The organism is Bradyrhizobium sp. WSM1253, from assembly GCF_000244935.1.
GTDB classification, from domain to species: Bacteria; Pseudomonadota; Alphaproteobacteria; order Rhizobiales; family Xanthobacteraceae; genus Bradyrhizobium; species Bradyrhizobium canariense.
This window is the reverse complement of the sequence record NZ_JH600073.1, coordinates 2,941,911-2,963,276: the sequence shown is the minus strand read 5'-3', so window position 1 is coordinate 2,963,276 and position 21,366 is coordinate 2,941,911. Positions and strand designations below refer to the sequence as shown.

General features: G+C 64.3%; 19 protein-coding genes. 13 read left to right on the top strand and 6 right to left on the bottom strand.

What is annotated here, in order from left to right:
• The first annotated feature begins 217 nt into the window (after nucleotides 1–217).
• The 9 genes from BRA1253DRAFT_RS15465 (at nucleotide 218) to BRA1253DRAFT_RS15425 (ending at nucleotide 11,347) form a co-directional block, all read left to right on the top strand.
• Nucleotides 218–1,519, top strand: a complete 1,302-nt coding sequence (locus tag BRA1253DRAFT_RS15465; RefSeq protein WP_007595774.1) for an MFS transporter — start codon at nucleotides 218–220, stop codon at nucleotides 1,517–1,519.
• Nucleotides 1,520–1,782: 263 nt separating this feature from the next.
• Nucleotides 1,783–3,132, top strand: a complete 1,350-nt coding sequence (locus tag BRA1253DRAFT_RS15460; protein ID WP_007595773.1) for a PotD/PotF family extracellular solute-binding protein — start codon at nucleotides 1,783–1,785, stop codon at nucleotides 3,130–3,132.
• 55 nt (nucleotides 3,133–3,187) lie between these two features.
• The gene (locus BRA1253DRAFT_RS15455; protein ID WP_007595771.1) at nucleotides 3,188–4,117 is read left to right on the top strand and encodes an ABC transporter permease; all 930 of its coding nucleotides are present in this window, start codon (nucleotides 3,188–3,190) and stop codon (nucleotides 4,115–4,117) included.
• Nucleotides 4,114–5,016 (top strand): ABC transporter permease, encoded by a 903-nt coding sequence (locus BRA1253DRAFT_RS15450; RefSeq protein ID WP_007595770.1) that lies wholly within the window; start codon nucleotides 4,114–4,116, stop codon nucleotides 5,014–5,016. Before BRA1253DRAFT_RS15455 ends, BRA1253DRAFT_RS15450 begins: the two co-directional genes overlap by 4 nt.
• A 7-nt stretch (nucleotides 5,017–5,023) precedes the next feature.
• On the top strand, nucleotides 5,024–6,130 hold the full coding sequence (locus BRA1253DRAFT_RS15445; protein WP_007595769.1) for an ABC transporter ATP-binding protein: 1,107 nt from the start codon (nucleotides 5,024–5,026) through the stop codon (nucleotides 6,128–6,130).
• A gap of 21 nt (nucleotides 6,131–6,151) precedes the next feature.
• On the top strand, nucleotides 6,152–6,643 hold the full coding sequence (locus BRA1253DRAFT_RS15440) for a (2Fe-2S)-binding protein (RefSeq protein WP_198288252.1): 492 nt from the start codon (nucleotides 6,152–6,154) through the stop codon (nucleotides 6,641–6,643).
• A gap of 2 nt (nucleotides 6,644–6,645) precedes the next feature.
• A complete protein-coding gene (locus tag BRA1253DRAFT_RS15435; RefSeq protein WP_007595767.1) occupies nucleotides 6,646–9,033 on the top strand; it encodes a xanthine dehydrogenase family protein molybdopterin-binding subunit in 2,388 nt (795 codons plus the stop codon).
• A gap of 11 nt (nucleotides 9,034–9,044) precedes the next feature.
• Nucleotides 9,045–9,842, top strand: coding sequence for a xanthine dehydrogenase family protein subunit M (locus BRA1253DRAFT_RS15430; RefSeq protein WP_007595766.1), 798 nt, complete (start codon nucleotides 9,045–9,047; stop codon nucleotides 9,840–9,842).
• A 17-nt stretch (nucleotides 9,843–9,859) separates the two neighbouring features.
• Nucleotides 9,860–11,347 (top strand): amidase, encoded by a 1,488-nt coding sequence (locus BRA1253DRAFT_RS15425; protein ID WP_007595765.1) that lies wholly within the window; start codon nucleotides 9,860–9,862, stop codon nucleotides 11,345–11,347.
• A gap of 3 nt (nucleotides 11,348–11,350) precedes the next feature.
• On the opposite strand, the gene BRA1253DRAFT_RS15420 is transcribed toward BRA1253DRAFT_RS15425, so the two are convergent.
• Nucleotides 11,351–12,250 (bottom strand): LysR substrate-binding domain-containing protein, encoded by a 900-nt coding sequence (locus BRA1253DRAFT_RS15420; protein ID WP_007595764.1) that lies wholly within the window; start codon nucleotides 12,248–12,250, stop codon nucleotides 11,351–11,353.
• Between the two features lie 202 nt (nucleotides 12,251–12,452).
• Between BRA1253DRAFT_RS15420 and BRA1253DRAFT_RS15415 the strand changes: the two genes are divergently transcribed.
• On the top strand, nucleotides 12,453–13,250 hold the full coding sequence (locus tag BRA1253DRAFT_RS15415) for a fumarylacetoacetate hydrolase family protein (protein WP_007595763.1): 798 nt from the start codon (nucleotides 12,453–12,455) through the stop codon (nucleotides 13,248–13,250).
• Between the two features lie 99 nt (nucleotides 13,251–13,349).
• Here the strand turns inward: BRA1253DRAFT_RS15415 and BRA1253DRAFT_RS15410 are convergent, their stop codons facing one another.
• Nucleotides 13,350–14,201 carry a CoA ester lyase gene (locus BRA1253DRAFT_RS15410; RefSeq protein ID WP_007595762.1) on the bottom strand — a complete coding sequence of 284 codons (852 nt, stop codon included), beginning with the start codon at nucleotides 14,199–14,201 and terminating at the stop codon, nucleotides 13,350–13,352.
• Nucleotides 14,201–14,653: a MaoC family dehydratase gene (locus BRA1253DRAFT_RS15405; protein ID WP_007595761.1), complete on the bottom strand. Its 453-nt coding sequence runs from the start codon at nucleotides 14,651–14,653 to the stop codon at nucleotides 14,201–14,203. The genes BRA1253DRAFT_RS15410 and BRA1253DRAFT_RS15405 overlap by 1 nt, the downstream gene beginning before the upstream one ends.
• A 229-nt stretch (nucleotides 14,654–14,882) precedes the next feature.
• Here BRA1253DRAFT_RS15405 and BRA1253DRAFT_RS15400 point away from each other — a divergent pair, with 229 nt between their 5' ends.
• Entirely contained in the window at nucleotides 14,883–16,049 is a 1,167-nt protein-coding gene (locus BRA1253DRAFT_RS15400; protein ID WP_007595760.1) for an acyl-CoA dehydrogenase family protein, read from the top strand.
• Between the two features lie 61 nt (nucleotides 16,050–16,110).
• Here BRA1253DRAFT_RS15400 and BRA1253DRAFT_RS15395 read toward each other — a convergent pair whose 3' ends face one another.
• From BRA1253DRAFT_RS15395 to BRA1253DRAFT_RS15385, 3 genes are all read right to left on the bottom strand, one after another.
• The gene (locus BRA1253DRAFT_RS15395) at nucleotides 16,111–17,694 is read right to left on the bottom strand and encodes an AMP-binding protein (RefSeq protein WP_007595759.1); all 1,584 of its coding nucleotides are present in this window, start codon (nucleotides 17,692–17,694) and stop codon (nucleotides 16,111–16,113) included.
• A 33-nt stretch (nucleotides 17,695–17,727) separates the two neighbouring features.
• Nucleotides 17,728–18,363, bottom strand: a complete 636-nt coding sequence (gene upp / locus BRA1253DRAFT_RS15390; protein WP_007595758.1) for a uracil phosphoribosyltransferase — start codon at nucleotides 18,361–18,363, stop codon at nucleotides 17,728–17,730.
• A gap of 192 nt (nucleotides 18,364–18,555) precedes the next feature.
• On the bottom strand, nucleotides 18,556–19,023 hold the full coding sequence (locus BRA1253DRAFT_RS15385; protein WP_007595757.1) for a hypothetical protein: 468 nt from the start codon (nucleotides 19,021–19,023) through the stop codon (nucleotides 18,556–18,558).
• Nucleotides 19,024–19,507: 484 nt separating this feature from the next.
• On the opposite strand from BRA1253DRAFT_RS15385, the gene BRA1253DRAFT_RS15380 reads away from it, so the two are divergent.
• A complete protein-coding gene (locus tag BRA1253DRAFT_RS15380; protein ID WP_007595755.1) occupies nucleotides 19,508–19,597 on the top strand; it encodes a K(+)-transporting ATPase subunit F in 90 nt (29 codons plus the stop codon).
• A 31-nt stretch (nucleotides 19,598–19,628) separates the two neighbouring features.
• A complete protein-coding gene (gene kdpA / locus BRA1253DRAFT_RS15375) occupies nucleotides 19,629–21,332 on the top strand; it encodes a potassium-transporting ATPase subunit KdpA (RefSeq protein ID WP_007595754.1) in 1,704 nt (567 codons plus the stop codon).
• Nucleotides 21,333–21,366 lie beyond the last annotated feature (34 nt).

Below are 21,366 nucleotides of genomic sequence, written 5' to 3'. Positions count from 1 at the left end.
TTCAACAACGTCATTGCGAGCGAAGCGAAGCAATCCAGGTTCTTTCCGCGGCGGGATTCTGGATTGCTTCGTCGCAAGGGCTCCTCGCAATGACGGTGCTGAAGCAGTAGCGCGCAATTGTCACCCACTGTGATCCTCGTCGACGATTATGCCCGGACAAGTTGCAACCGCCATCGCGATTGGCCATGATGGCGCCCAGGAATCTTGGGGCGCGGCAATGACGGCAGCATCGGGGGTCTCCACTGCGGCGGAGAAATCGACGACGGCGCATGTGGTGTGGGCGAGCGCGCTCGGCACGGCTATCGAGTGGTACGACTTCCTGATCTACGGCACGGCCGCCGCACTCGTCTTCAACAAGCTGTTCTTCCCGAGCTTCGATCCCTTCGTCGGCACGCTGGCGGCGTTCTCGACCTATGCGGTCGGCTTTGTCGCGCGGCCGATTGGCGGTGCCATCATCGGGCATTATGGTGACCGGGTCGGCCGCAAGAAGATGCTGGTCGCGACCATGATCGCGATGGGACTGGGCACGTTCCTGATCGGTTGCCTGCCAACCTACAGTCAGATCGGCGTCTGGGCGCCGATCTTCCTGGTCATTTTGCGCTTCGTCCAGGGCATCGGGCTCGGTGGCGAGTGGAGCGGGGCGGTGGTCATGGTGGCCGAGCACGCCGGCAACCGCCGCGGCTTCTACGGCAGTCTGGTGCAGATCGGCTTCCCCGTTGGCGTCGCCGCGTCCACCGGCATTTTCGGTCTGATGACGCAGCTGCCCGAAGCGGACTTCTTGAGCTGGGGCTGGCGCGTGCCGTTTCTGATCAGCATCCTGCTCGTCGGCGTCGGCTTCATCGTAAGGCTGAAACTCGCGGAGACACCACATTTCAAGGAGGTGCTCGAGCGCAAGGAGGTGCTGGCGCAGCCGGCGCTGGAAGTCCTGCGCCGCGACTGGCGCAGCTTCCTGCTCGCGATCGGCATCACGGTGTCCGAAGTCGGGCTTGCTTATCTCCTCACTGTTTTCACCGTGGTCTATGCCACGACGCAGCTCGGCCTGCCGCGGCAGGTGATCCTCAATGCGGTGGTCTATGCCGCGCTCGTCGAGCTCGCGACGTTGCCCCTCGCAGGCTGGCTGTCCGACATCTTCGGCCGCAAGGCGCTGTATCTCGCCGGCGGTGTGTTCTCGGTGGCGCTGGCGTTTCCGTTGTTCTGGTTCCTCGACACCAGGGAGCCGGCGCTGATCACGCTCGCGCTCGTCGTCACGATGACACTGACGCATGCGCTGCTGTTCGGGCCGAAGGCGGCCTTCATGCCGGAGCTGTTCCGCACCCAGGTGCGCTACAGCGGCGCATCGCTGGGAGCCAACGTCGCCGCGGCGCTCAGCGGCGGCTTTTCGCCGCTGATTGCGACGGCACTGCTGGCATGGGCCGGTTCTTATTGGGCCGTGTCGGTCTACATCATCGCCCTGTCGATCGTCACCATCATCGCCACACTGATGGCGCCGGAGACGGCGCGGGACCAGCTCAGGTCCTGAGGGCCGCCTTCATCACGTCTGCCGCGCGAACGGGCCCGCACGTTCGAAGCCATCGTTTTGTATGCACGTCTTGACGCCTTCTTATGCGCGCTGCCAAAAGCCGGTGCAGCGGGGCGAACCATTAGCCGCGTTTATGCAGCGAATTTTTACTTCCAATTTTACTTCACAACATCCCGCCCATAGCCTCCTGCGCAATTGGTCACATCCGCAGCCGGTCAATGGCGACCGGTGCGCAGCGTTCATCGTAGCCAACGAGGGTTGCCATGCTTGACAGGGACAAGGGGACATCCACTGCCAATCCGGCGGGGACGAGCGACAGGTCTGCGAAAAAGCTGAGCCGACGCACGCTGTTGAAGGGCGCTGCGGCGGTGGCCGGCGCTGCCGCAGGATCGGACGCGATCCGCGGCTTCCCGACCATCTGGGCGCAGGAGATCAAGGATATCGAGCTGCGCCATGTCGGCGTGTCCTATTCGGTGGTGAAGGCGATCGGCGACCAGGCCGCCAAGGATCTCGGCTTCAAGGTGACGATGCAGAACCTCGACACCTCCGCTGCCATCAACCGCTTCATAAGCCAGCCTAATACGGTCGATATCGCCGATCTCGAGGGCTGGCAGGCCAAGCTCGCCGCCAAGCGCGGCGTGATCCAGGGCATCGAGGTCAAGAAGATCAAGGAGTTCGACAACATCCTGCCGATCTTCACCAAGGGGGAGATCGACGGTCACAAGATCCCGCGCCAGGGCATCTCGCCCTACGAGGCCATGTATATCGCCAAGCCCGATTCGACCGATCTGAACGACGGCGTGACCGAATGGGCGACCTTCCTGCCGCAGGTCTACAACGCCGACTCCATCGGTTACCGCCCCGACCTCGTCGGCCATGAAGTCACGGAATGGAAGGATCTGATCGATCCGAAATTCAAAGGCAAGGCCGCGATCCTCGACGTGCCCGCGATCGGCATCATGGACGCCGCGCTCTGCTTCGAAAGCGCCGGGCTGATCAAGTACGGCAACAAGGGCAACATGACCAAGGAGGAGATCGACTTCACCTGCAACAAGCTGATCGAGCTCAAGAAGCAGGGCCAGTTCCGCGCGACCTGGACTACCTTCGACCAGTCGGTGCAGCTGATGGCGGCGGGCGAAGTGGTCATCCAGTCGATGTGGTCGCCGGCGGTTGCCGCGGTGCGCGTGAAAGAAATCCCCTGCGTCTACGCGCCGGTCAACATCAAGAACGGCAAGGAAGGCTATCGCGGCTGGTGCAACGGCATGGGCCTGATGAAGCATCTCTCCGGCAAGAAGCTGGACGCGGCCTACGAATATCTCAACTGGTATCTGTCGGGCTGGCAGGGCGGTTTCGTCGCGCGCTACGGCTATTACAGCCCGGTGCCTTCGACTGCGAAGAAATTCCTCACGCCGGCCGAATGGGCGTTCTGGTACGAGGGCCAGCCCGCGCCGGAGGTGGTCAACGATCCCTATGGCGTTGCGATGGAGAAGGCGGGCACCAAGCGCGACGGCGGTTCGTTCCTCGACCGCGTCAAGAACATCTCCTGCTGGAATACGCTGATGGACGAAGCCGCCTACATGAACAAGCGCTGGAACGACTTCAAGGTGGCCTGAAGCCTGCTTTTCCTGACGTGAACGAAGCGCCGGCGTGGCGATGCGCCGGTGCCAAATGACCGAGTTCGAGGCATTTGCCGACATGCAGCCAAGCCTTAGTCCAGCTCTTAGTCCAGCTCAAACCTCACCACGCGCAAATCTCGCCGGCTGGCTCTACGTGTCTCCGCTCGTGCTGGTGCTCGTGCCGTTCTTCGTGGCGCCGATCCTGGTCGTGCTGGCTGCGAGCTTCTTCGCCACCGACGGCTTTGGCGGGCTGACGCCGGGCTTCACGCTCGCAAGCTATGTCGAGGTGCTGCATTCGGCGCTGACGCTGAAGCTGTATCTCGCGACCATCAAATTCACGGTGCTGACCTGGATCTTCACACTGATCATCGGCTTCTTCGTCGCCTACTTCCTGGTTTTCCACGTCCGCAACCAGTTGCTGGCGATTGGCCTGTTCCTGCTCTGCACGGTGCCGTTCTGGACCTCGAACATCATCCGGATGATTTCCTGGATTCCGCTGCTCGGCAAGGAAGGCCTGATCAACCAGGCGCTGCTGGGGCTTGGCGTGATCCGCCAGCCGTTGGAAGTGCTGCTGTTCTCGGACCTGGCGGTCGTCATCGCCTATGTCCACCAGCTCACCATTTTCATGATTGTGCCGATCTTCAATTCCATGGCGCGGATCGACAAGAAGCTGATCGAGGCCGCGATCGATGCAGGCGCCAGCCGTTTCGACATCATGCGCCTGATCGTGGTGCCGATGTCCAAGAGCGGCATCGCCCTCGGCACCATCTTCGTCGTCTCGATCGTGATGGGCGATTTCTTCGTGGTCAAGGTGATGTCCGGCGGCGGCTCGGCTTCGGTGGTGAGCGCGTTCTACGAGGACGTCGGCGTGCTGCAATATCCGAGCGCGGCGGCCAGCGCAGTGTTGCTGACGCTGGTGCTGGTCGCGATCGTCTCGCTGATCCTGCGCACCGTCGACATCAGGCAGGAGATCACGCGATGAGCGCGGTTCTCGCCGACATGTCCAAAACCGATGTGTCAAAGACGATCGCGCCGGCGACAAAGGCGATTGCGCCGAGCAAGGGCGGCCGGCCGTGGACGTTCTACGTCCTGGCAACGCTGTTTGCGTTCTATGTGATCGCGCTCTACGGCCCGATGTTCTGCATCTACGTCCTGTCGTTCCAGGACATCCGCGGCGGCCTCGTGTTCCCGATGAAGGGCACTTCGCTGCACTGGTTCGTCGATCTCTTCACCCAGGTGCGGACCGGTGACGTCAAGGGCTCGTTCGACCGCTCGATCAAGCTCGCCGTCATTGTCACTGTTATCACGGTGGTGGTCTCGTTCCTCGCCGGGCTCGGTTTTCGCAAGCGCTTTCGCGGCGACACCGTCGTGTTCTACATGATGATCGGCAGCCTGGTCGCGCCGGGTCTCGTGCTCGGCCTCGGCACCGGTCTGTTGTTCCAGGCGCTCGGGCTCAATGCGAGCTGGTACACCTCGGCGCTCGGCGCGCAACTGTCCTGGACGCTGCCGTTCGGCGTGCTCGTGATGTTCGCGGTGATGTCGCGCTTCAACCATGTCTGGGAGGAGGCGGCCTACGACCTCGGCGCCAGCCGCTGGCAATCGATCCGGCTGGTGATGATTCCGGTGCTGGCGCCCGGCCTCGTCGCGGTCGCGCTGTTCGGCTTCACGCTCTCCTACGACGAGTTTGCGCGCAGCCTCCAGACCGCGGGCTCACTGAACACGCTGCCGCTGGAGATCTGGAGCATGACGCTGAACGTCACGTCCCCCTCACTCTATGCGCTCGGGACGGTGACGACGATCGTCTCCTTCATCGTGATCGGCGCAAGCCTGGGCAGCATCGTGCTGATCCAGAAAAAGCGCGGCAGCAGCACAAAGGGTTGAGCTCGGAATGAAGAGCGATCGCGGCGATATCGAACTGGCGGGCGTCTGCAAGAGCTTTGACGGCGTCACCAATGTGGTGGACGGTGTCAATCTCAAGATCGCCGACGGCGCCTATTGCTGCTTCATCGGTCCCTCCGGCTGCGGCAAGACCACGATTTTGCGCATGATCGCCGGCCACGAGGACCCGACCGCCGGCGAGATCGTGATCGGCGGGCAGAACGTCGTCGGTCTTGCGCCGGTGCAGCGGCGCACCGCGATGATGTTCCAGTCCTACGCGCTGTTCCCGCATCTCACCGTGCGCGACAACATCGCGTTCGCCTTGCGCGTGCGCGGCATGTCGAAGGCTGATCGCCTGCGCGCTGCGGATGCCATGATCGAGAAGGTGCGGCTGACGCAATTCGCCGACCGCCTGCCGGCGCAGCTCTCCGGCGGCCAGCAGCAGCGTGTGGCGCTGGCGCGCGCCGCGATCACCGAGCCGAGGGTACTCTTGCTCGACGAACCGCTGTCCGCCCTGGACGAGCAGCTCCGCGTGCAGATGCGCCAGGAGCTCAGGCGGATGCAGCAGGAGCTCGGTATCACCTTCATCCACGTCACCCATACCCAGCTCGAGGCGATCGCGCTCGCCGATCTGGTGGTGGTGATGGAGCAGGGCAGGATCAAGCAGGCGGGCGCGGCCCGCGACGTCTATGCCCATCCGCACGATCGTTACGTCGCTGAGTTCATGGGCGGGCAGAACGTGCTGTCGGGGCGGGTCGAGAAGGTCAACGGTTCGACCTTTACGCTCGCGCAGGCCGCGCCTGATGGCATCGAGGTCCCGCTTCAGGCGCGGTCCACGGTGAGCGTCGGTGACAAGATCGATATCGCCGTGCGCCGCGACGATGTCGCGCTGGTCCGGCCGGGCAGGGAACTACCGCCGGGCTGCACCACGTTGCTGCCGAGTCGTGTGCTCGCGATCGAATACCAGGGCTATTTCGTCAAGGTCATGCTGGACACCGTGCCGGACGACGCGTTCGTCGCCTACGTGCCGGAAAAGACTTTCTTCGCGGATCCGTTCACCGTCGGCGACGTCGTGATGGCCACATGGGCCACCGGCAGCGCGCTTCCACTCGCCTAAAGACCCGTCGCGCACAGGAGTATGATCGTGCAGATATCCTTCACACTCAACGGACGGCCAACCACTGTCGATGTCGAACCGGCGATGCTAGTCGTCGAGCTGCTGCGCGAGCGGCTCAACCTCACCGGTACCCATATCGGCTGCGACACCAGCCAGTGCGGCGCCTGCGTGGTGCACCTCGACGGCCTGCCGGTGAAGAGCTGCACACTGCTCGCGCCCGCGCTCGACGGCGCGACGCTCCTCACTATCGAGGGGCTTCATGGAGCGCCCGGTTCGAACCAGCTGCATCCGATGCAGGAAGCGTTTCGCGAGCATCACGGCCTGCAATGCGGCTTTTGCACGCCCGGTATGCTGATGACAGCGGTGGCGCTCGCGACCGAGAAGCCGGACCTGACGGAAGCCGACGTCCGTCACGGCCTCGAAGGCAATATCTGCCGCTGCACCGGCTATCAGAACATCGTCGTCTCGGTCATGGCTGGCGCTGCCGCCATGAACACCGCGAGGGGAGAGTGACCATGGGCAATGTGATCGGGATCGGCGCTTCACCCAAACGGAAAGAGGACCAGCGCTTCCTCACCGGCCGCGGCAATTACGTCTCCGACATCAAGCGTCCCGGTATGACGGCGGGTGTGTTCGTGCGCTCGCCGCACGGACACGCGATCGTGCGCGGCATCGACAAGAGTGCGGCGCTCGCATCGCCCGGCGTCATCGCGGTCCTGACCGGCGAGGATGCCGCCGCCGACAAGCTGGGCTCGCTGCCCTGCGGCTGGGGTATCTCGGATGCCAAGGGCGTGCCGATGAAGGAGCCGCCATTCCCGATGCTGGCGCAGGGCAAGGTGCGCTTCGTCGGCGACATGGTGGCCTTCGTCGTCGCGGAGACGCCGGCGCAGGCCAGCGCTGCAGCCGAGCTGCTGACGGTCGACTACGAGGTGCTGCCCTCGGTGGTCGGCGTGCTCGAAGCGGTGCGGCCCGGCGCGCCGCAACTGTTCGACGACGTGCCGAACAACCTCTGTTGCGATTGGGAGCTCGGCGACAAGGCCGCGGTCGAGACCGCGTTCCGGAAAGCGGCGCATGTCGCAAAGCTCAGTCTCGTCAACAACAGGCTGATCGGCAACCCGATGGAGCCGCGCGCGGCGATCGCCGAATACGAGCCCGGCACGGATCGCTTCACGTTGTGGACCACCAGCCAGTTCCCGCACGTCGTGCGCTTTCTGATGGGCGCGCTGGTGCTGAACATCCCGCAGCACAAATTGCGCGTGGTCGCGCCCGATGTCGGCGGCGGCTTTGGCGTCAAGCAGTTTCACTACGGCGAGGAGGCCGTGATCACCTGGGCCGCCAAGCGCGTAATGCGGCCGATCAAATGGGTTGCGAGCCGCTCCGAAGGCTACGTCTCCGATCGCCACGGCCGCGATCACGTCACCGAGGCCGAACTCGCGCTGGACGAGACCGGGAAGTTTCTGGCCTTCCGTGTCAACACGCTCGCCAATATGGGCGGCTATCTCTCGACCTTCGGGCCGAACATCCCGACCAATCTCTACGGGCCGCTGCTCGGCGGCGTCTACACCACGCCAGCAATCTACTGCAACGTGAAGGTGGTGTTCACCAACACCGTTCCGGTCGACGCCTATCGCGGCGCCGGCCGTCCCGAGGCGACCTTCGTGCTGGAGCGAATCGTCGACGTCGCAGCCAGCGAGATGGGGATCGACCGCGTCGAGATTCGCCGACGCAACATGATTCCGAAGGAGGCCTACCCGTATCAGACGCCGGTGCTGGTGCAATACGATTCCGGCGATCCGATGGGGTGTCTCGACGGCGCCCTTGTCGCGGCCGACGTCAAGAACTTCGGTATCCGCAAGGCGGAGTCGGCGCGCAGGGGCAAATTCCGCGGGCTCGGCTACTCGACCTATGTCGAGGCCTGCGGCCTCGCACCGTCGCGCTTCGCGGGACGATTGGGCGCGCGCGGCGGGCTCTATGAGAGCGCCACGGTGCGGGTGCATCCGACCGGCCAGGTCACGGTCATGATCGGCACCCACAATCACGGCCAGGGCCACGAGACGACGTTCGCGCAGATCGTCTCGGAAAAGCTCGGCGTCGCGTTTGACAACGTCGACATCGTGTTTGGCGATACCGATCGCGTGCAGTTCGGCATGGGTACCTATGGCTCGCGTTCGCTGGTGGTTGGCGGCGCGGCGCTGTCGAAGGCGACCGACAAGGTGGTCGCGAAAGGCAAGAAGATCGCGGCGCATCTGCTTGAAGCGGCCGAGATGGACATCCAGTTCGAGGCCGGAAAATTCTCGGTCGCAGGCACCGACCGCATGAAGACGTTCGAGGAGATCGCGGGCGCCGCTTACGTGCCGCACGACTATCCGCTCGAAGTGCTGGAGCCGGGACTGGAAGAGCAGGCTTATTATGATCCCGTCAACTTCACCTATCCCGGCGGCTGCCACATCGCCGAGGTCGAGATCGACCCGGAAACCGGCACGGTGACGCTGGTCAATTACACCGCGGTGGACGACGTCGGCACGGTCATCAACCCGATGATCGTCGAGGGCCAGTTGCACGGCGGCATCGTGCAGGGCGTCGGTCAGGCGCTGTACGAGAACGCGGTCTATGACGAGGGCTCGGGCCAGCTGCTATCGGGCTCGCTGATGGACTACTGCATGCCGCGCGCCGACCATATGCCGATGATGAACATCTCGACCCATTCGACGCTGTGCACGCACACGCCGATGGGCGTGAAGGGTTGCGGCGAGGTCGGCACCATCGGTTCGCCGGCTGCGGTCATCAATGCGGTGGTCGATGCGCTGTCGCATCTCGGCGTCGCCCATGTCGACATGCCGGCGACGCCGAACCGGATTTGGCGCCTGCTTCAGAATGCATCGCTGCCGGTCGCTGCGGAATAGGGAGGACAATCATGAAACCGTTTGCCTATCACCAGCCGGACCGGATTCCCGACGCTGCCAAACTGCTCACATCGATCGAGGACAGCAAGCTCGTCGCCGGCGGCATGACGCTGATCCCGACGCTGAAGCAGCGGCTGGCGAGCCCGCCTGCCTTGATCGACCTGTCGAAGCTCGGGAATCTGAAGGGCATCACCGACGGCGGCGCCACCATCACCATCGGTGCGATGACGCCACACGCGGTGGTGGCCGCCTCGAAGCTGGTGCAGGGAAAGATTCCCGGTCTCGCCGCGCTGGCGTCGATGATCGGCGATCCCGCCGTGCGCATCCGCGGCACGATCGGCGGTTCGGTCGCGAACAACGATCCGGCGGCCGATTACCCGGCAGGTGTGCTGGGCCTTGGCGCGACCGTCGTCACCAGCACGCGCGAGATCGCGGCCGACGGGTTCTTCCGCGGCCTGTTCGAGACCGCGCTCGAACCTGGCGAGATCATCACCGCGATCCGCTTTCCCGCACCGCTCAAGGCGGGCTACGCCAAGTTCAAGGCGCCGGCGTCGCGCTATGCGCTGGTCGGCGTGTTCGTGGCGAAATTCGCCGATGGCGTTCGCGTGGCCGTGACCGGAGCGGGCTCCGGCGTATTCCGCGTTCCCCCGATGGAAGAAGCGCTGTCTCGAAGTTTCGATCCGTCCGCGATCGCGGCGATCAAGATCGACACCGAGGGCCTCACTTCGGACATCCATGCCGAAGCCGACTACCGTGCGCATCTCGTCACGGTCATGGCCAAGCGCGCCGTCGACGCGGCGCTCAGCTAGCTCTTTTAGGGTTGATGATGACTGATGGTTCCGGCCGAACGGCCGTCCCGCCGGCGCCGACTGGTCTTGGCTCGCTTTCCGCAGCCGAGATCCTGGCCGGCTACCGGCGCAAGGCGTTCACTCCGCGCGATGTCGTCGACGACACCATTGCCGCGCTGGAGGCGACGAACGAGGCCTGCAACGCGGTGGTGACGCCGATGTACGAGCAGGCGAGAGCGGAGGCCGATCGTCTCACCAGGGAAATGCGTGCCGGCGAGGCCAAGGGGCCGCTCGCCGGTATACCTGTGACGATCAAGGACCTGGTCTTTGTCGCAGGCGTGCCGGCCTATGGCGGCTCGCCGATGAACAAGGCATTCGTGCCCGATGTCGACGCGGCCGTTGTCTTGGCGCTGAAGGAGGCGGGTGCAATCGTCACCTGCAAGACCACGACCTGCGAGTCCGGTTACAAGTTGACGGCGGACAGCCCGGTCACCGGCACCACGCGCAATCCCTGGAACCCCGGTCGCACCAGTGGCGGATCGAGCGGCGGCGCGGCGGCGGGCGTTGCCGCCGGCTGCGGTCCGATCGCGATCGGAACGGACGGCGTGGGCTCGATCCGCGTGCCTTCGTCTTTTTGCGGAGTGTTCGGCCTCAAGCCGACCTTTGGCCTGGTGCCGCGTTCACCCGGCTTCTCGCCACCGTCCTGGGGCTCGCTCGCGCATACCGGGCCGATCACGCGCACGGTCGCGGATGCCGCGCTGACGCTGGAGATCATCGCCGGCTACGATCTGCGCGATCCCGCGAGCCTGCCGGTGGCGGCGCGGCGGTTCGATACGAAGGCCGCGCCGTTGAACGGCATTCGTATCGGCGCCAGCGTCGATCTCGGCTACGCCGCTGTCAGCCCCGATGTGCGCGCGGCGTTCGGCAAGGCGTTGGCCATTCTCGATGCCTGCGGCGCGCAGGTCACCATGGATGGTCCGGGCCTCGATCCCGGCATCCTCGAGCACACGCTGAAGCCGATCGCCTTTACCGAACAGGCGGCGGCTGTCGCGAGCAAGACCACGGCCGATCTCGCCAGCTCCGAAGCAGATTATCTTGACGTCATCAGTGCCGGCCGGCGCTACAGCGGCACGGACTATATCGAAGCGGGGTATCGCCGCGGCCAGGCTCGCAGCGGCTTCCTGAAGCTTTTCGAGCGCGTCGATGCGCTGGTGACGCCGACCGTCGCGGTGACTGCGTTCGAGGCCGGCCGTCTCGGCGTCGAGACGATCGACGGCGGCAAGGTCGATCCGCATCTCGGCTGGTCGCCCTTCACCTGGCCGATCAACCTCGCCGGCCTACCGGCCGCGACGCTGCCCTGCGGCTTCGATCGCGAGGGAATGCCGATCGGCTTGCAGATCGTCGCTGCCTGGCTCGACGAGCCCACGATCTTCCGCATCGCCGCTGCGTTCGAAGCGGCGCAGCCCTGGGCAGCGTTCTGGCCGTCACTGGCGCTCCGCGAAAAGCCGGCGCGCGCGAAGGCATGAAGCTCAGGACAGCTCGATCGGATCGCCGCGGCCGCTGAGCTCCTCGTCGAGGCGCAGATAGTGCGCGAGATAATCGTGCAAGGCGGTTGCCGCCTTCGAGGTCGCGCCGCTCGACTTGTAGAGCAGCAGCTCGATCTTCGGCAGCGGCGGCAGGCCCTCGTTCGGGCCGATCTCGCGCATCGCCGGGACCAGCGCGCTGCGGCCGAGTACGGTCACGGCCATGCCGGCGAAGGCCGCCGCCTGAAGGCCGCCGACGCTTTCGCTGACGCAGGCGATGCGCCAGCGCAAATTCGCGCGCTCCAGCGTCTCGATCGCGTAGTCGCGATAGATGTTGCCGGGCGGCAGCAACGCCAGCGGAATGGGCCGCTCCTGGTGCGCGGTGGACTGCTCGCCGGTCATCCAGACCAGTTGCTCGCGCCGTACCACCTGGCCGCCCGTAAAATCATTCATGCGGGTGACGAGCGCGATGTCGACATCGCCGCGCTTGACGAGGCCCACCAGCGGCGTCGAGAGCGCGCAATTGAGCTCGACCTGGACGCGCGGGAAGGATTTTCGGAACACGCTGAGGATCTGCGGCAGCATGAAGGCGGCATAGAGGTCGGGCGTGCCGAGTACGACCTGACCCTCGATCTCCTGCGACGCCAGCTGCGAAATCAACTCGTCATGCAACCGCAGGATGGATTTGGCGTAGGTGAGAACCGTGGTGCCGTCCTCACTCAGCGTCAGCCGGCGGCCGGCATGCTCGAACAATTGTTTCCCGGTGAGCTCCTCCAGCCGCTGCAATTGCAGGGTGATCGCCGGCTGGGTGCGGCCCAGCCGCCGCGCGGTCTCGGTAATGCTGCCGGTCTCGACCACGGAGATCAGCGACCGGAGCATGCGGATATCGAGGCTGATGAGGTTCATGCGGCATCCATGTCGCCCAGAATTTATGCAAGTTCCATGCTAGTGGCGAAAGGGAGCCGGTTTGGAAGGCGCGGCTGCAGGTGGCCTGTTCTCGTCGATCAGAGGACGTGCCGGTGCAGCATTGGTGGCATACTGAATATTGATTATCAGGCGGGTCGGCGCGCATGATGCGCCCAACGAACATAAAAAGGGAGCACAAAACATGAAAGAGATCTCACCAACGCGACGAGAGCTGCTCGCAATTGCCGCGGCCGCAGGTGCTGTCTCGATCGCGGAAGTTGCGCCGGCTGCGGCGCAGACCGGGCCGAAGCCGATCTTTCCAGTGCCGATGGTCACCATCCCGATCGTCGGCGAAACCCAGGTGTTCCAGGTCCGACGCATCTACTGCATCGGGCGCAACTACGCGGCGCATGCGATCGAGCGCGGCTCGGACCCGAACCGCGAGCCGCCGTTCTTCTTCCAGAAGCCGACCGACGCGATCCAGAACGTCGCTGTGGGCGAGGTCGCCGATCATCCCTATCCGTCGCTGACCAAGAACTATCACCACGAGGTCGAGCTGGTCGCCGCGTTGAAATCCGGCGGCAGCAACATCCCGGCCGAGAAGGCGCTCGACCATGTCTATGGTTATGCGCTCGGCCTCGACATGACCCGGCGCGATCTCCAGAACGGCATGGCCGCGGAGAAGAAGCCGTGGGAGATCGGCAAGAGCTTTGACCACGCCGCGGTGATCGGTCCGATCCACCCGGCCAGCAAGACCGGCCATTTCGACAAGGGTGCCATCTCGCTCGCGATCAACGGCACAGTGAAGCAGAGCTCGGATCTCAGCAAGATGATCTGGAGTGTGGCCGAGCAGATCGCAAAGCTGTCGGAAGCGTTCGAGCTCAAGGCCGGCGACATCATCTATTCCGGCACGCCCGAGAATGTCGGTCCGGTCGTGAAGGGCGACGTGCTGTTGTGCAAGCTCGACGGCTTGCCGGACATGTCGATCAAGATCGTCTGATCTTGGCCTCTCCCCGCGTGCGGGGAGAGGCCGGAATTTGCGCGAGCAAATTCCGGGTGAGGGGGACTCTCCGCGAGTTCAGTTTATTCCGTTCCTGATCTAGCTCTGGCCGAGAATCTTCATCGCAGCACGAAGATGCGGCTTGTCGATCATCTGGCCGTCGAGGCGCAGCGTGCCGGAGTTCGGATTGCTCGCGAATGCTGCGATCACCTTCTCGGCCCAATTGCGCTCGGCCTCGGTCGGCTCGAACGCCGCGTTGACCACGTCGACGTGCTTGGGATGGATCAGCGCTTTCGCCGAAAAACCGTCACGCCGCGCCGCGCGCGTTTCTTGTTCGAGCCCCGCCAGATTGTCGATGTCGGTGTAGACGGTGTCGATCGGCGCGACCTCGGCCGCGGCGGCCGCCATCAGGCAGAGATCGCGCGCCAAGCGATAGGGGCTGTGGAACACGCCGCCTGAGGCCTTTTCAGTAGCGCCGAGCGAGGCCGAGAGATCCTCCGCGCCCCACATCAGGCCCGCGAGGCGAGGAGAGCAGCCCTTGTAGCTGCCGAGCCCGAAGATCGATCCTGCGGTTTCGGTCGCGACGCAGACGATGCGCGTTGAGCCGATGGCGATGCCAGCCGCAGCCTCCAAAGCTTCGAGCCAGGTCGCGACCTGCCGAACGTCGTCGCCGCCCTGCGATTTCGGCAGCACGATGCCGTCGGGCTTGCCTGGAATCACCGCGGCGAGGTCGGCGAGCGTCATGCCGGTGTCGAGCGCGTTGACGCGGACATAGAGCTGATGGGGTTTGTTGCGGCCCTTCAGCATCGCCAACGTCAACCCGCGCGCCTCCGGCTTCTTGTCGGTGACGACCGAATCCTCGAGGTCGATGATCAGCGCGTCGGCGTTGCCTTCGCTGGCCTTCTCGAATTTGCGCGGGGAGTCGCCCGGCACGAACAGCATCGAACGCATCAGACCGGCCTCTTGTGCATCATCGCCATGCGGCGGCATTTGCCGACGATTTCGTCGTTCTGGTTGAGAGCGTGGTGCTCGAACTCGACGATGCCCGCCTTGGGGCGCGATTTGGATTCCCGCAACGAAAGCACCTTCGTCGTCGCCCGCAAAGTGTCGCCATGGAAGACCGGTTTCGGAAAAGTGACGTCGGTCATGCCCAGGTTGGCAACGGTGGTTCCCATGGTCGTATCATAGACCGTCATGCCGATCATGATGCCGAGGGTGTAAAGGCTGTTGAAAATGCGCTGGCCGAACTCGGTCTGGGCCGAAAAATGCGCGTCGATGTGCAGCGGCTGCGGGTTGAGCGTCAGCAGACTGAACATGGTGTTATCCATCTCCGTGACGGTCCGCGTCAGGGGATGCCTGAACTCCTGGCCCACCGAAAACTCCTCGAAATAAAGTCCGGCCATCGCGGTCTTCCTCCCTGCGAAATAACGGCGCGTTCACACCGTGGCGCCGCATGATCCCATGCATGGTACACACAGTTGGCAGGCAAATTCACGTATCTGTACCCGGTTTTTCAAGCTAAAGAACGCAAGCGAGGGAACGTCCGGGTACAGTCATCGGCCACGGCCTTCGCATGGGAAACGCGAAGAGGCGGGAGATTGCGCGGGCGCGGCTCCCAGCAAGGAGACCATCATGGATTTCGCGCTCACGGATCAGCAGGAGGCCATTCGCGACGCTATCGCGAAGATCTGCGAAGACTTTCCCGATGCTTATTGGTTGAAGAAGGACCATGACGGCGGCTTCCCGCACGACTTCCACAAGGCGCTCGCCGACGCCGGCTGGCTCGGCATCTGCGTGCCGGAGGCCTACGGCGGTTCCGGGCTCGGCATCACCGAAGCCGCGATCATGATGCGCGCCATCGCGGAATCCGGCGCCGGCATGTCCGGCGCATCCGCGGTGCACATCAACGTGTTCGGCCTCAATCCCGTGGTCGTGTTCGGCACCGAGGAACAGCGCAAGCGCATGCTGCCGCCGATGGTCGAGGGCCGCGAGAAGGCGTGCTTTGCCGTGACCGAGCCCAACACCGGCCTCAACACCACCCAGCTCAAGACCCGCGCGGTGGCCAAGAACGACCGCTACATCGTCAACGGCCAGAAGGTGTGGATCTCGACCGCGCAGGTCGCGCACAAGATCCTGCTGCTGGCGCGCACCACGCCGTTGGAGGAGGTGCGCTCGCCGACGCATGGGTTGAGCCTGTTCTATACGGACTTCGATCGCAACAGGATCAAGGTCCACGAGATCGAGAAGATGGGCCGCAAGGTCGTCGATTCCAACGAGCTGTTCTTCGAGGATTTCGAGATCCCCATGGAAGACCGCATCGGCGAAGAAGGCAAAGGCTTCCAGTATATCCTCGAGGGCATGAACCCGGAGCGCATTCTGATCGCAGCGGAAGCCGTCGGTCTCGGCAAGCTCGCACTGTCGCGCGCGACCGAATACGCCAAGACCCGCGTGGTGTTCAACCGGCCCATCGGCAAGAACCAGGGCATTCAGCATCCGCTGGCCGTCAACTGGGTGGAGCTCGAGGCGGCCTGGCTGATGGTGATGTCGGCCGCCTGGCAATACGACAAGGGCATGCCTTGCGGTGGCGCCGCCAATGCCGCGAAATACATTGCGGGCGAAGCCGGATATCATGCCTGCGAGCAGGCGGTGATGACCCATGGCGGCTTCGGCTATGCCAAGGAGTTCCACGTCGAGCGCTATTTGCGCGAGGTGCTGATCCCGCGCATCGCGCCGGTCAGTCCGCAGCTTGCGCTCAGCTTCATTGCGGAAAAGGTGCTGGGGCTGGCCAAGTCATACTAGGCTTGAGCGCGCACCATTGTGGGGCGCTGCGATGGTCGCCTCCAAGCGAAGCCCATAGACGTTATTCGGCAGCGATCCGCTCCATCGCCATGGCTCGAAGCCGGGCGCGCTGGATCTTGACGCCGTTGGCGCTGTCGGTGACGGGGAAGGCCTCCACGACATAGATCCGCGCCGGGACCTTGTAGCCGGCGAGCCGCTCGCGCAGGCGCGCGATCAACGCGTCCTGCCGCGGCGGCTCGTGGGGTTGCTGGGCGGGGATCACGAAGGCAACGCAGCGGGCGCTTCCCTTCAAATCGACCGCGACGACCTGGGCGTCGGCCACACCAGCGCACGATTTGAGTTCGTCTTCGATCTCGCCGGGCGCGACCAGGAAGCCGCCGAGCCGCATGGCGTCGCCCGCGCGGGTTTCGTACACGAAGGAGCCGTCGCCGCGCAGCCGGCCGATATCGCCGGTGCGGAAGAAGCCATCCGCGGTGATGGCGTCGCGCGTCGCGTCGGGATTGTTGTAGTAGCCCAGGAAGCGCGACGGCGCGTTGATCTCGATCTCGCCTGAGACACCTGAAGCCGCGAGCTCGCCGGTCTCGGTGTCGCGCACACGGACCTTGGCCTCCGGCGACATCGGCCAGCCGCCGCCCTCGATGCGATCTGTGAAGGCGTCACTCGAGCGTGCGATCGAGAACAGCGCCTGAACCTCGCTCGAACCGTAGAGGCCGTGCAACGGCATGCCGCGCGCCTCGGCCTCGGCAGCGAACTCGCGCCAGCCGGGCTGGAACGCGGCAAAGCCGCAGACTTCGAGATGCGGAAACGGATGCGGCGCCTCGGTGAGGGCGAGGATGCGGCGGAACATCTCGTCCGAGCCAAAGGCATGCGTGATCCCGCACTGGCGGAGAAGCTTCAGCGCCGGCGCGGCCTCGAAGGCGTCGAGCACATGGACGGTCGCGCCCGCTGCGACGAAGCCGAGCAGGCTCGTCATGCCAAAAGTGCCGCAGAACGGCAGCATGGCCAGCAGCGCATGGCGCTGTGGCGAGAGTTTGAGCGCCTTGGCAACGGAGGCGGCGTGCGTGGCCAACGTTCGCTGCGAATGCGCGACAAGCTTCGGTCCCTTGGTGGTGCCCGATGTCGTGTAGAGCAGAACCGGCAGATCGAAATCATCCTGAGCAGGCGGGGCAGGCGGATAGCGCTTCTCGAAGGCATCGAGGCGCACGCAGGGCCATTGGGCGGGAATCTCATCCGCGCCGACCACCGCGATCTCTCGCAGCGCAGGCACCTCGTCCTTCGCAATGTCGGCGAGAATAGCGACAAAGTCGATCGAGCGGAACGCGGCTTCGATCACCATCAGACGGGCGCCGGACAGCTTCAGGAGATGCGCGACCTCCGCGCTGCGGTAGCGCGTATTGACGGCGGCGACGATTGCCCCAAGCCGGGCGGCGGCGAACAGCAGCGCGATCCATTCGATCCGGTTGACCAGCCAGACCGCTACGACGTCACCCTTGCCGATGCCCTGCGCGGCAAGCCAGGCGGCGGTCTGCTCGATCTTTTCCGAGAATTCCGCGCGCGAGACCGGCGTGCCGTCGAACACGAAGGCCGGGTCGGCGGCGGCTTCGGTCCGGATCAGCGATTGCAGCGAAAATTCGTTAGCGCTCATGGCAACCGGACTAACCCGATCGCGCGAACCTGTCTACTTGGTGCCGAACATCCGGTCGCCGGCGTCGCCCAGCCCCGGCACGATGTAGCCGTGGTCGTTGAGCCGCTCGTCGATCGCGGCGGTCCAGACCGGCACGTCGGGATGCTCGCTCTGGAACTGCGCGATGCCTTCAGGCGCGGCCAGAAGGCAGACGAAGCGGATGTCGCGGGCGCCGCGCGCCTTCAGCAGCGAGGCGCCGGCGCAGGCCGAGTTACCGGTCGCCAGCATGGGATCCATCAGGATCACGGTGCGGTCCGACAGGTCCTGCGGCGCCTTGAAGTAATATTCCACGGCCTGCAACGTCTCGGGATCGCGGTAGAGCCCGATATGGGCGATGCGCGCCGAGGGCATCAACGCCAGCATGCCGTCGAGGAAGCCGACGCCGGCGCGCAGGATCGGCGCCAGCGTGAGCTTCTTGCCGGCGATCTTGGGCGCCTGCATTGGCGAAATCGGCGTCTCGATATCGACCAGCTCCAGCGGCAGGTCGCGCGTCACCTCGTAGCCGAGCAGCATCCCGATCTCGTTCAGGATCTCGCGAAAGCTCTTGGTCGAGCGGTCCTTCTCCCGCATCAGGGAGAGCTTGTGCTGGACCAGGGGATGGGCGACCACGTTGACGTTGCTGATGCTCATGAAACCGATCTACACGGTTCCGTGAAACTGCGCCAGATCGGCCGAGTGTTTTTGGCCACGCCTTTTAGCCGTGCCTCTTGGCCACGGAGCCGGTTGCTCGCCCCGTAGGCAGCCATGGTCAATTCGCGGTCGATGCGCCTGAGGGCTTATGCTCCGAGGCTGCGCGCCCCGACTGTGATGACAAGCGGCGGACTAGCCGAAATTTTCGCAGCCGACCGGCTCATAGAGCGGGTCAGACGCGGGACGAACAGTGGGAACGCTCGGACGCGAAACTTCCAGGGCCAATGCCTCGACCTCGATGAAAGCCGACAGCAGCGCCAGCGAAAGATCGACGTGGCTGGCCTCGACCGCGGCGTCGAGCCAGTCCGGCAACTCGCGTTCGCGCGAGAGCGCACAGTGCCATTCGCCCTCGTCATAGGCGATGCGGCGGACCTGCCATAGCGGCAGCTCCAGCTCTACCAGCGCCAGCGTGGCATCGGCCCAGGCCTCGACATCGATCAGGCGCATGATGCGTGCGGTGCGTTCGCTTGGTCCAAGCGAAGGGAAGCGGCGGCAGGCGTGCGCGATGATGTCGAGCATCAACGGCCGCGTCATCGCCTGCATATGGCGCAAGCGGTCGCTGAGTGACGGCGGTCCGTGGTGTCGGCGTGCGGCGGTCATGTCAGGCCTCCTGGAATTGGCGTCGGTCAGTCGGCCGGCCTCTCCAAGATGGCGAAAATGGCATTTGAAAACGATATGGGGGCGGGGCGGGAGATATAGGGATTTCATAAGTGTGGGATGGGGCGGTGGCGCGCCATTCTTCGCCGGGACGACGATGTGATGTGCCTCGCGAGCGTTGTCCGACCACGCCGTCAGCCCCGGCCCTTTATGAGATTCCTATAACTTCGCCACGGCCTTCGTCTCGAAAACCTATGCCCGCGGTGGCACTTCAGCCCGGTCAAAAGTCCCGGTAGGCGCCGTGGAATGCACCGGCATTTCCTTTCACGCGCCGACCGGGTCTCCCGAGAAACGGTTGCGCCGAAATCGAGGGCGCGACGAGGAGTATCTCCATGATGGACATTCTGATGCTGGCGCTCGGCTTCGCCTTCTTCGCGCTCGCGATCGGTTACACCTACGCCTGCGAACGGCTTTGAGGGAGCGGACCATGATCTTCGATTATTCGCTCGCTGGCGTCGTCTCGCTCGGCCTCCTGTTCTACCTCACTTACGCGCTGCTGCGGCCCGAGCGATTCTGACCGTGCTCACGAAGCCTGAAGGGTTGATTTCATGACTATGATCGGTTGGCTCCAGATCATTCTCTTTTGCGTCATTATCGTCGCGCTCGTAAAGCCGCTCGGCTGGTACATGACGAGCGTGTTCAACGGCGAGCGGACCTTCCTGTCGCCGGTGCTGCGTCCGATCGAGGCCGGCATCTACTGGTTCTCCGGCGTCGACGAGAAGCGCGAGCAGCATTGGCTGACCTATACGGTCGCCATGCTGCTGTTCCATGTCGGTGGCTTCCTCATCATCTACGGCGTGATGCGTTTGCAGGCGATCCTGCCCTTCAATCCAGCAGGCCAGGTCGCGGTCGCCGAGGATATCTCCTTCAACACCGCGATCTCCTTTATCACCAACACCAACTGGCAGAACTACGGCGGCGAGAGCACGCTGTCCTATCTCGTGCAGATGCTCGGCCTGACGCACCAGAATTTCTTGTCGGCGGCGACCGGCATCGCGCTGGCGGTGGCGCTGATCCGTGGCTTCTCGCGTGCGTCGGCACGCACCGTCGGGAATTTCTGGGTCGATGTCACCCGCTGCACATTGTACGTCCTGCTGCCGATCTGCATCGTCTACACGCTGTTTCTGGTTTGGCAGGGCATACCGCAGACGCTTGGCGATTATGTCGATGCGACAACGCTCGAAGGCGCCAAGCAGACCATTGCGGTCGGCCCGGTCGCCTCGCAGGTCGCGATCAAGATGCTCGGCACCAATGGCGGCGGCTTCTTCAATGCCAACGCCGCGCACCCCTTCGAGAACCCGACCGCGCTGTCGAACTTCGTGCAAATGCTGTCGATCTTCGCGCTCGGCGCGGCGCTGACCAACGTGTTCGGCCGCATGGTCGGCAACCAGCGCCAGGGCTGGGCAATCCTGTCCGTGATGGGCGTGCTGTTTCTCGCTGGTGTCGCCGTGACTTATTGGGCGGAAGCCAGCGGTACTTCGACCCTGCATGCGCTCGGGCTGACCGGCGGCAATATGGAGGGCAAGGAGGTCCGCTTCGGCATCGTCGCGTCCTCGCTGTTCGCCGTGATCACGACGGCCGCCTCCTGCGGCGCGGTCAACGCCATGCATGACAGCTTCACCGCACTCGGCGGCATGATTCCGCTGATCAACATCGAGCTCGGCGAAGTCATTGTCGGCGGCGTCGGCGCCGGCATGTACGGCATGCTGCTGTTCGTCATCCTCGCGATCTTCGTGGCGGGCCTGATGGTCGGCCGCACGCCGGAATATGTCGGCAAGAAGATCGAGGCGCGCGAGGTCAAGATGGCGATGCTCGCGATCCTGGTGCTGCCGCTGATGATCCTCGGCTGGACCGGCGTCGGCGTGGTCTATCCGGCGGCGGTCGCCTCAATGGCGAATGCCGGGCCGCACGGCTTCACCGAGGTGCTCTACGCCTTCACCTCGGCGACCGGCAACAACGGCTCGGCCTTCGCAGGCCTCACCGGCAACACTTTCTTCTACAACCTCACGCTGGCAAGCGCGATGTTCGTCGGCCGCTTCTTCATGATCATCCCGGCGATGGCGATTGCGGGTTCGCTGGCCGCCAAGAAATCGATCCCGCCGTCCGCGGGCACCCTCCCGACCACGGGCGGGCTGTTCGTCGGCCTCGTTGTCGGCGTGATTCTGATCATCGGCGGCCTGACCTTCTTCCCGGCCCTCGCTCTCGGTCCCATCGTCGAGCATCTCGCGATGAACGCCGGCCAAGTGTTCTGACCAGCGAGTGTTCTGATCGACCGCCTTCTGACTG

What these genes read in the sequence shown, in the direction of transcription:
- BRA1253DRAFT_RS15465 (WP_007595774.1), top strand. Translation starts at nt 218, where the DNA reads ATGACGGCAGCATCGGGGGTCTCCACTGCGGCGGAGAAATCGACGACG.
- BRA1253DRAFT_RS15460 (WP_007595773.1), top strand. Translation starts at nt 1,783, where the DNA reads ATGCTTGACAGGGACAAGGGGACATCCACTGCCAATCCGGCGGGGACG.
- BRA1253DRAFT_RS15455 (WP_007595771.1), top strand. Translation starts at nt 3,188, where the DNA reads ATGACCGAGTTCGAGGCATTTGCCGACATGCAGCCAAGCCTTAGTCCA.
- BRA1253DRAFT_RS15450 (WP_007595770.1), top strand. Translation starts at nt 4,114, where the DNA reads ATGAGCGCGGTTCTCGCCGACATGTCCAAAACCGATGTGTCAAAGACG.
- BRA1253DRAFT_RS15445 (WP_007595769.1), top strand. Translation starts at nt 5,024, where the DNA reads ATGAAGAGCGATCGCGGCGATATCGAACTGGCGGGCGTCTGCAAGAGC.
- BRA1253DRAFT_RS15440 (WP_198288252.1), top strand. Translation starts at nt 6,152, where the DNA reads ATGATCGTGCAGATATCCTTCACACTCAACGGACGGCCAACCACTGTC.
- BRA1253DRAFT_RS15435 (WP_007595767.1), top strand. Translation starts at nt 6,646, where the DNA reads ATGGGCAATGTGATCGGGATCGGCGCTTCACCCAAACGGAAAGAGGAC.
- BRA1253DRAFT_RS15430 (WP_007595766.1), top strand. Translation starts at nt 9,045, where the DNA reads ATGAAACCGTTTGCCTATCACCAGCCGGACCGGATTCCCGACGCTGCC.
- BRA1253DRAFT_RS15425 (WP_007595765.1), top strand. Translation starts at nt 9,860, where the DNA reads ATGACTGATGGTTCCGGCCGAACGGCCGTCCCGCCGGCGCCGACTGGT.
- BRA1253DRAFT_RS15420 (WP_007595764.1), bottom strand. Translation starts at nt 12,250, where the DNA reads ATGAACCTCATCAGCCTCGATATCCGCATGCTCCGGTCGCTGATCTCC.
- BRA1253DRAFT_RS15415 (WP_007595763.1), top strand. Translation starts at nt 12,453, where the DNA reads ATGAAAGAGATCTCACCAACGCGACGAGAGCTGCTCGCAATTGCCGCG.
- BRA1253DRAFT_RS15410 (WP_007595762.1), bottom strand. Translation starts at nt 14,201, where the DNA reads ATGCGTTCGATGCTGTTCGTGCCGGGCGACTCCCCGCGCAAATTCGAG.
- BRA1253DRAFT_RS15405 (WP_007595761.1), bottom strand. Translation starts at nt 14,653, where the DNA reads ATGGCCGGACTTTATTTCGAGGAGTTTTCGGTGGGCCAGGAGTTCAGG.
- BRA1253DRAFT_RS15400 (WP_007595760.1), top strand. Translation starts at nt 14,883, where the DNA reads ATGGATTTCGCGCTCACGGATCAGCAGGAGGCCATTCGCGACGCTATC.
- BRA1253DRAFT_RS15395 (WP_007595759.1), bottom strand. Translation starts at nt 17,694, where the DNA reads ATGAGCGCTAACGAATTTTCGCTGCAATCGCTGATCCGGACCGAAGCC.
- upp (WP_007595758.1), bottom strand. Translation starts at nt 18,363, where the DNA reads ATGAGCATCAGCAACGTCAACGTGGTCGCCCATCCCCTGGTCCAGCAC.
- BRA1253DRAFT_RS15385 (WP_007595757.1), bottom strand. Translation starts at nt 19,023, where the DNA reads ATGACCGCCGCACGCCGACACCACGGACCGCCGTCACTCAGCGACCGC.
- BRA1253DRAFT_RS15380 (WP_007595755.1), top strand. Translation starts at nt 19,508, where the DNA reads ATGATCTTCGATTATTCGCTCGCTGGCGTCGTCTCGCTCGGCCTCCTG.
- kdpA (WP_007595754.1), top strand. Translation starts at nt 19,629, where the DNA reads ATGACTATGATCGGTTGGCTCCAGATCATTCTCTTTTGCGTCATTATC.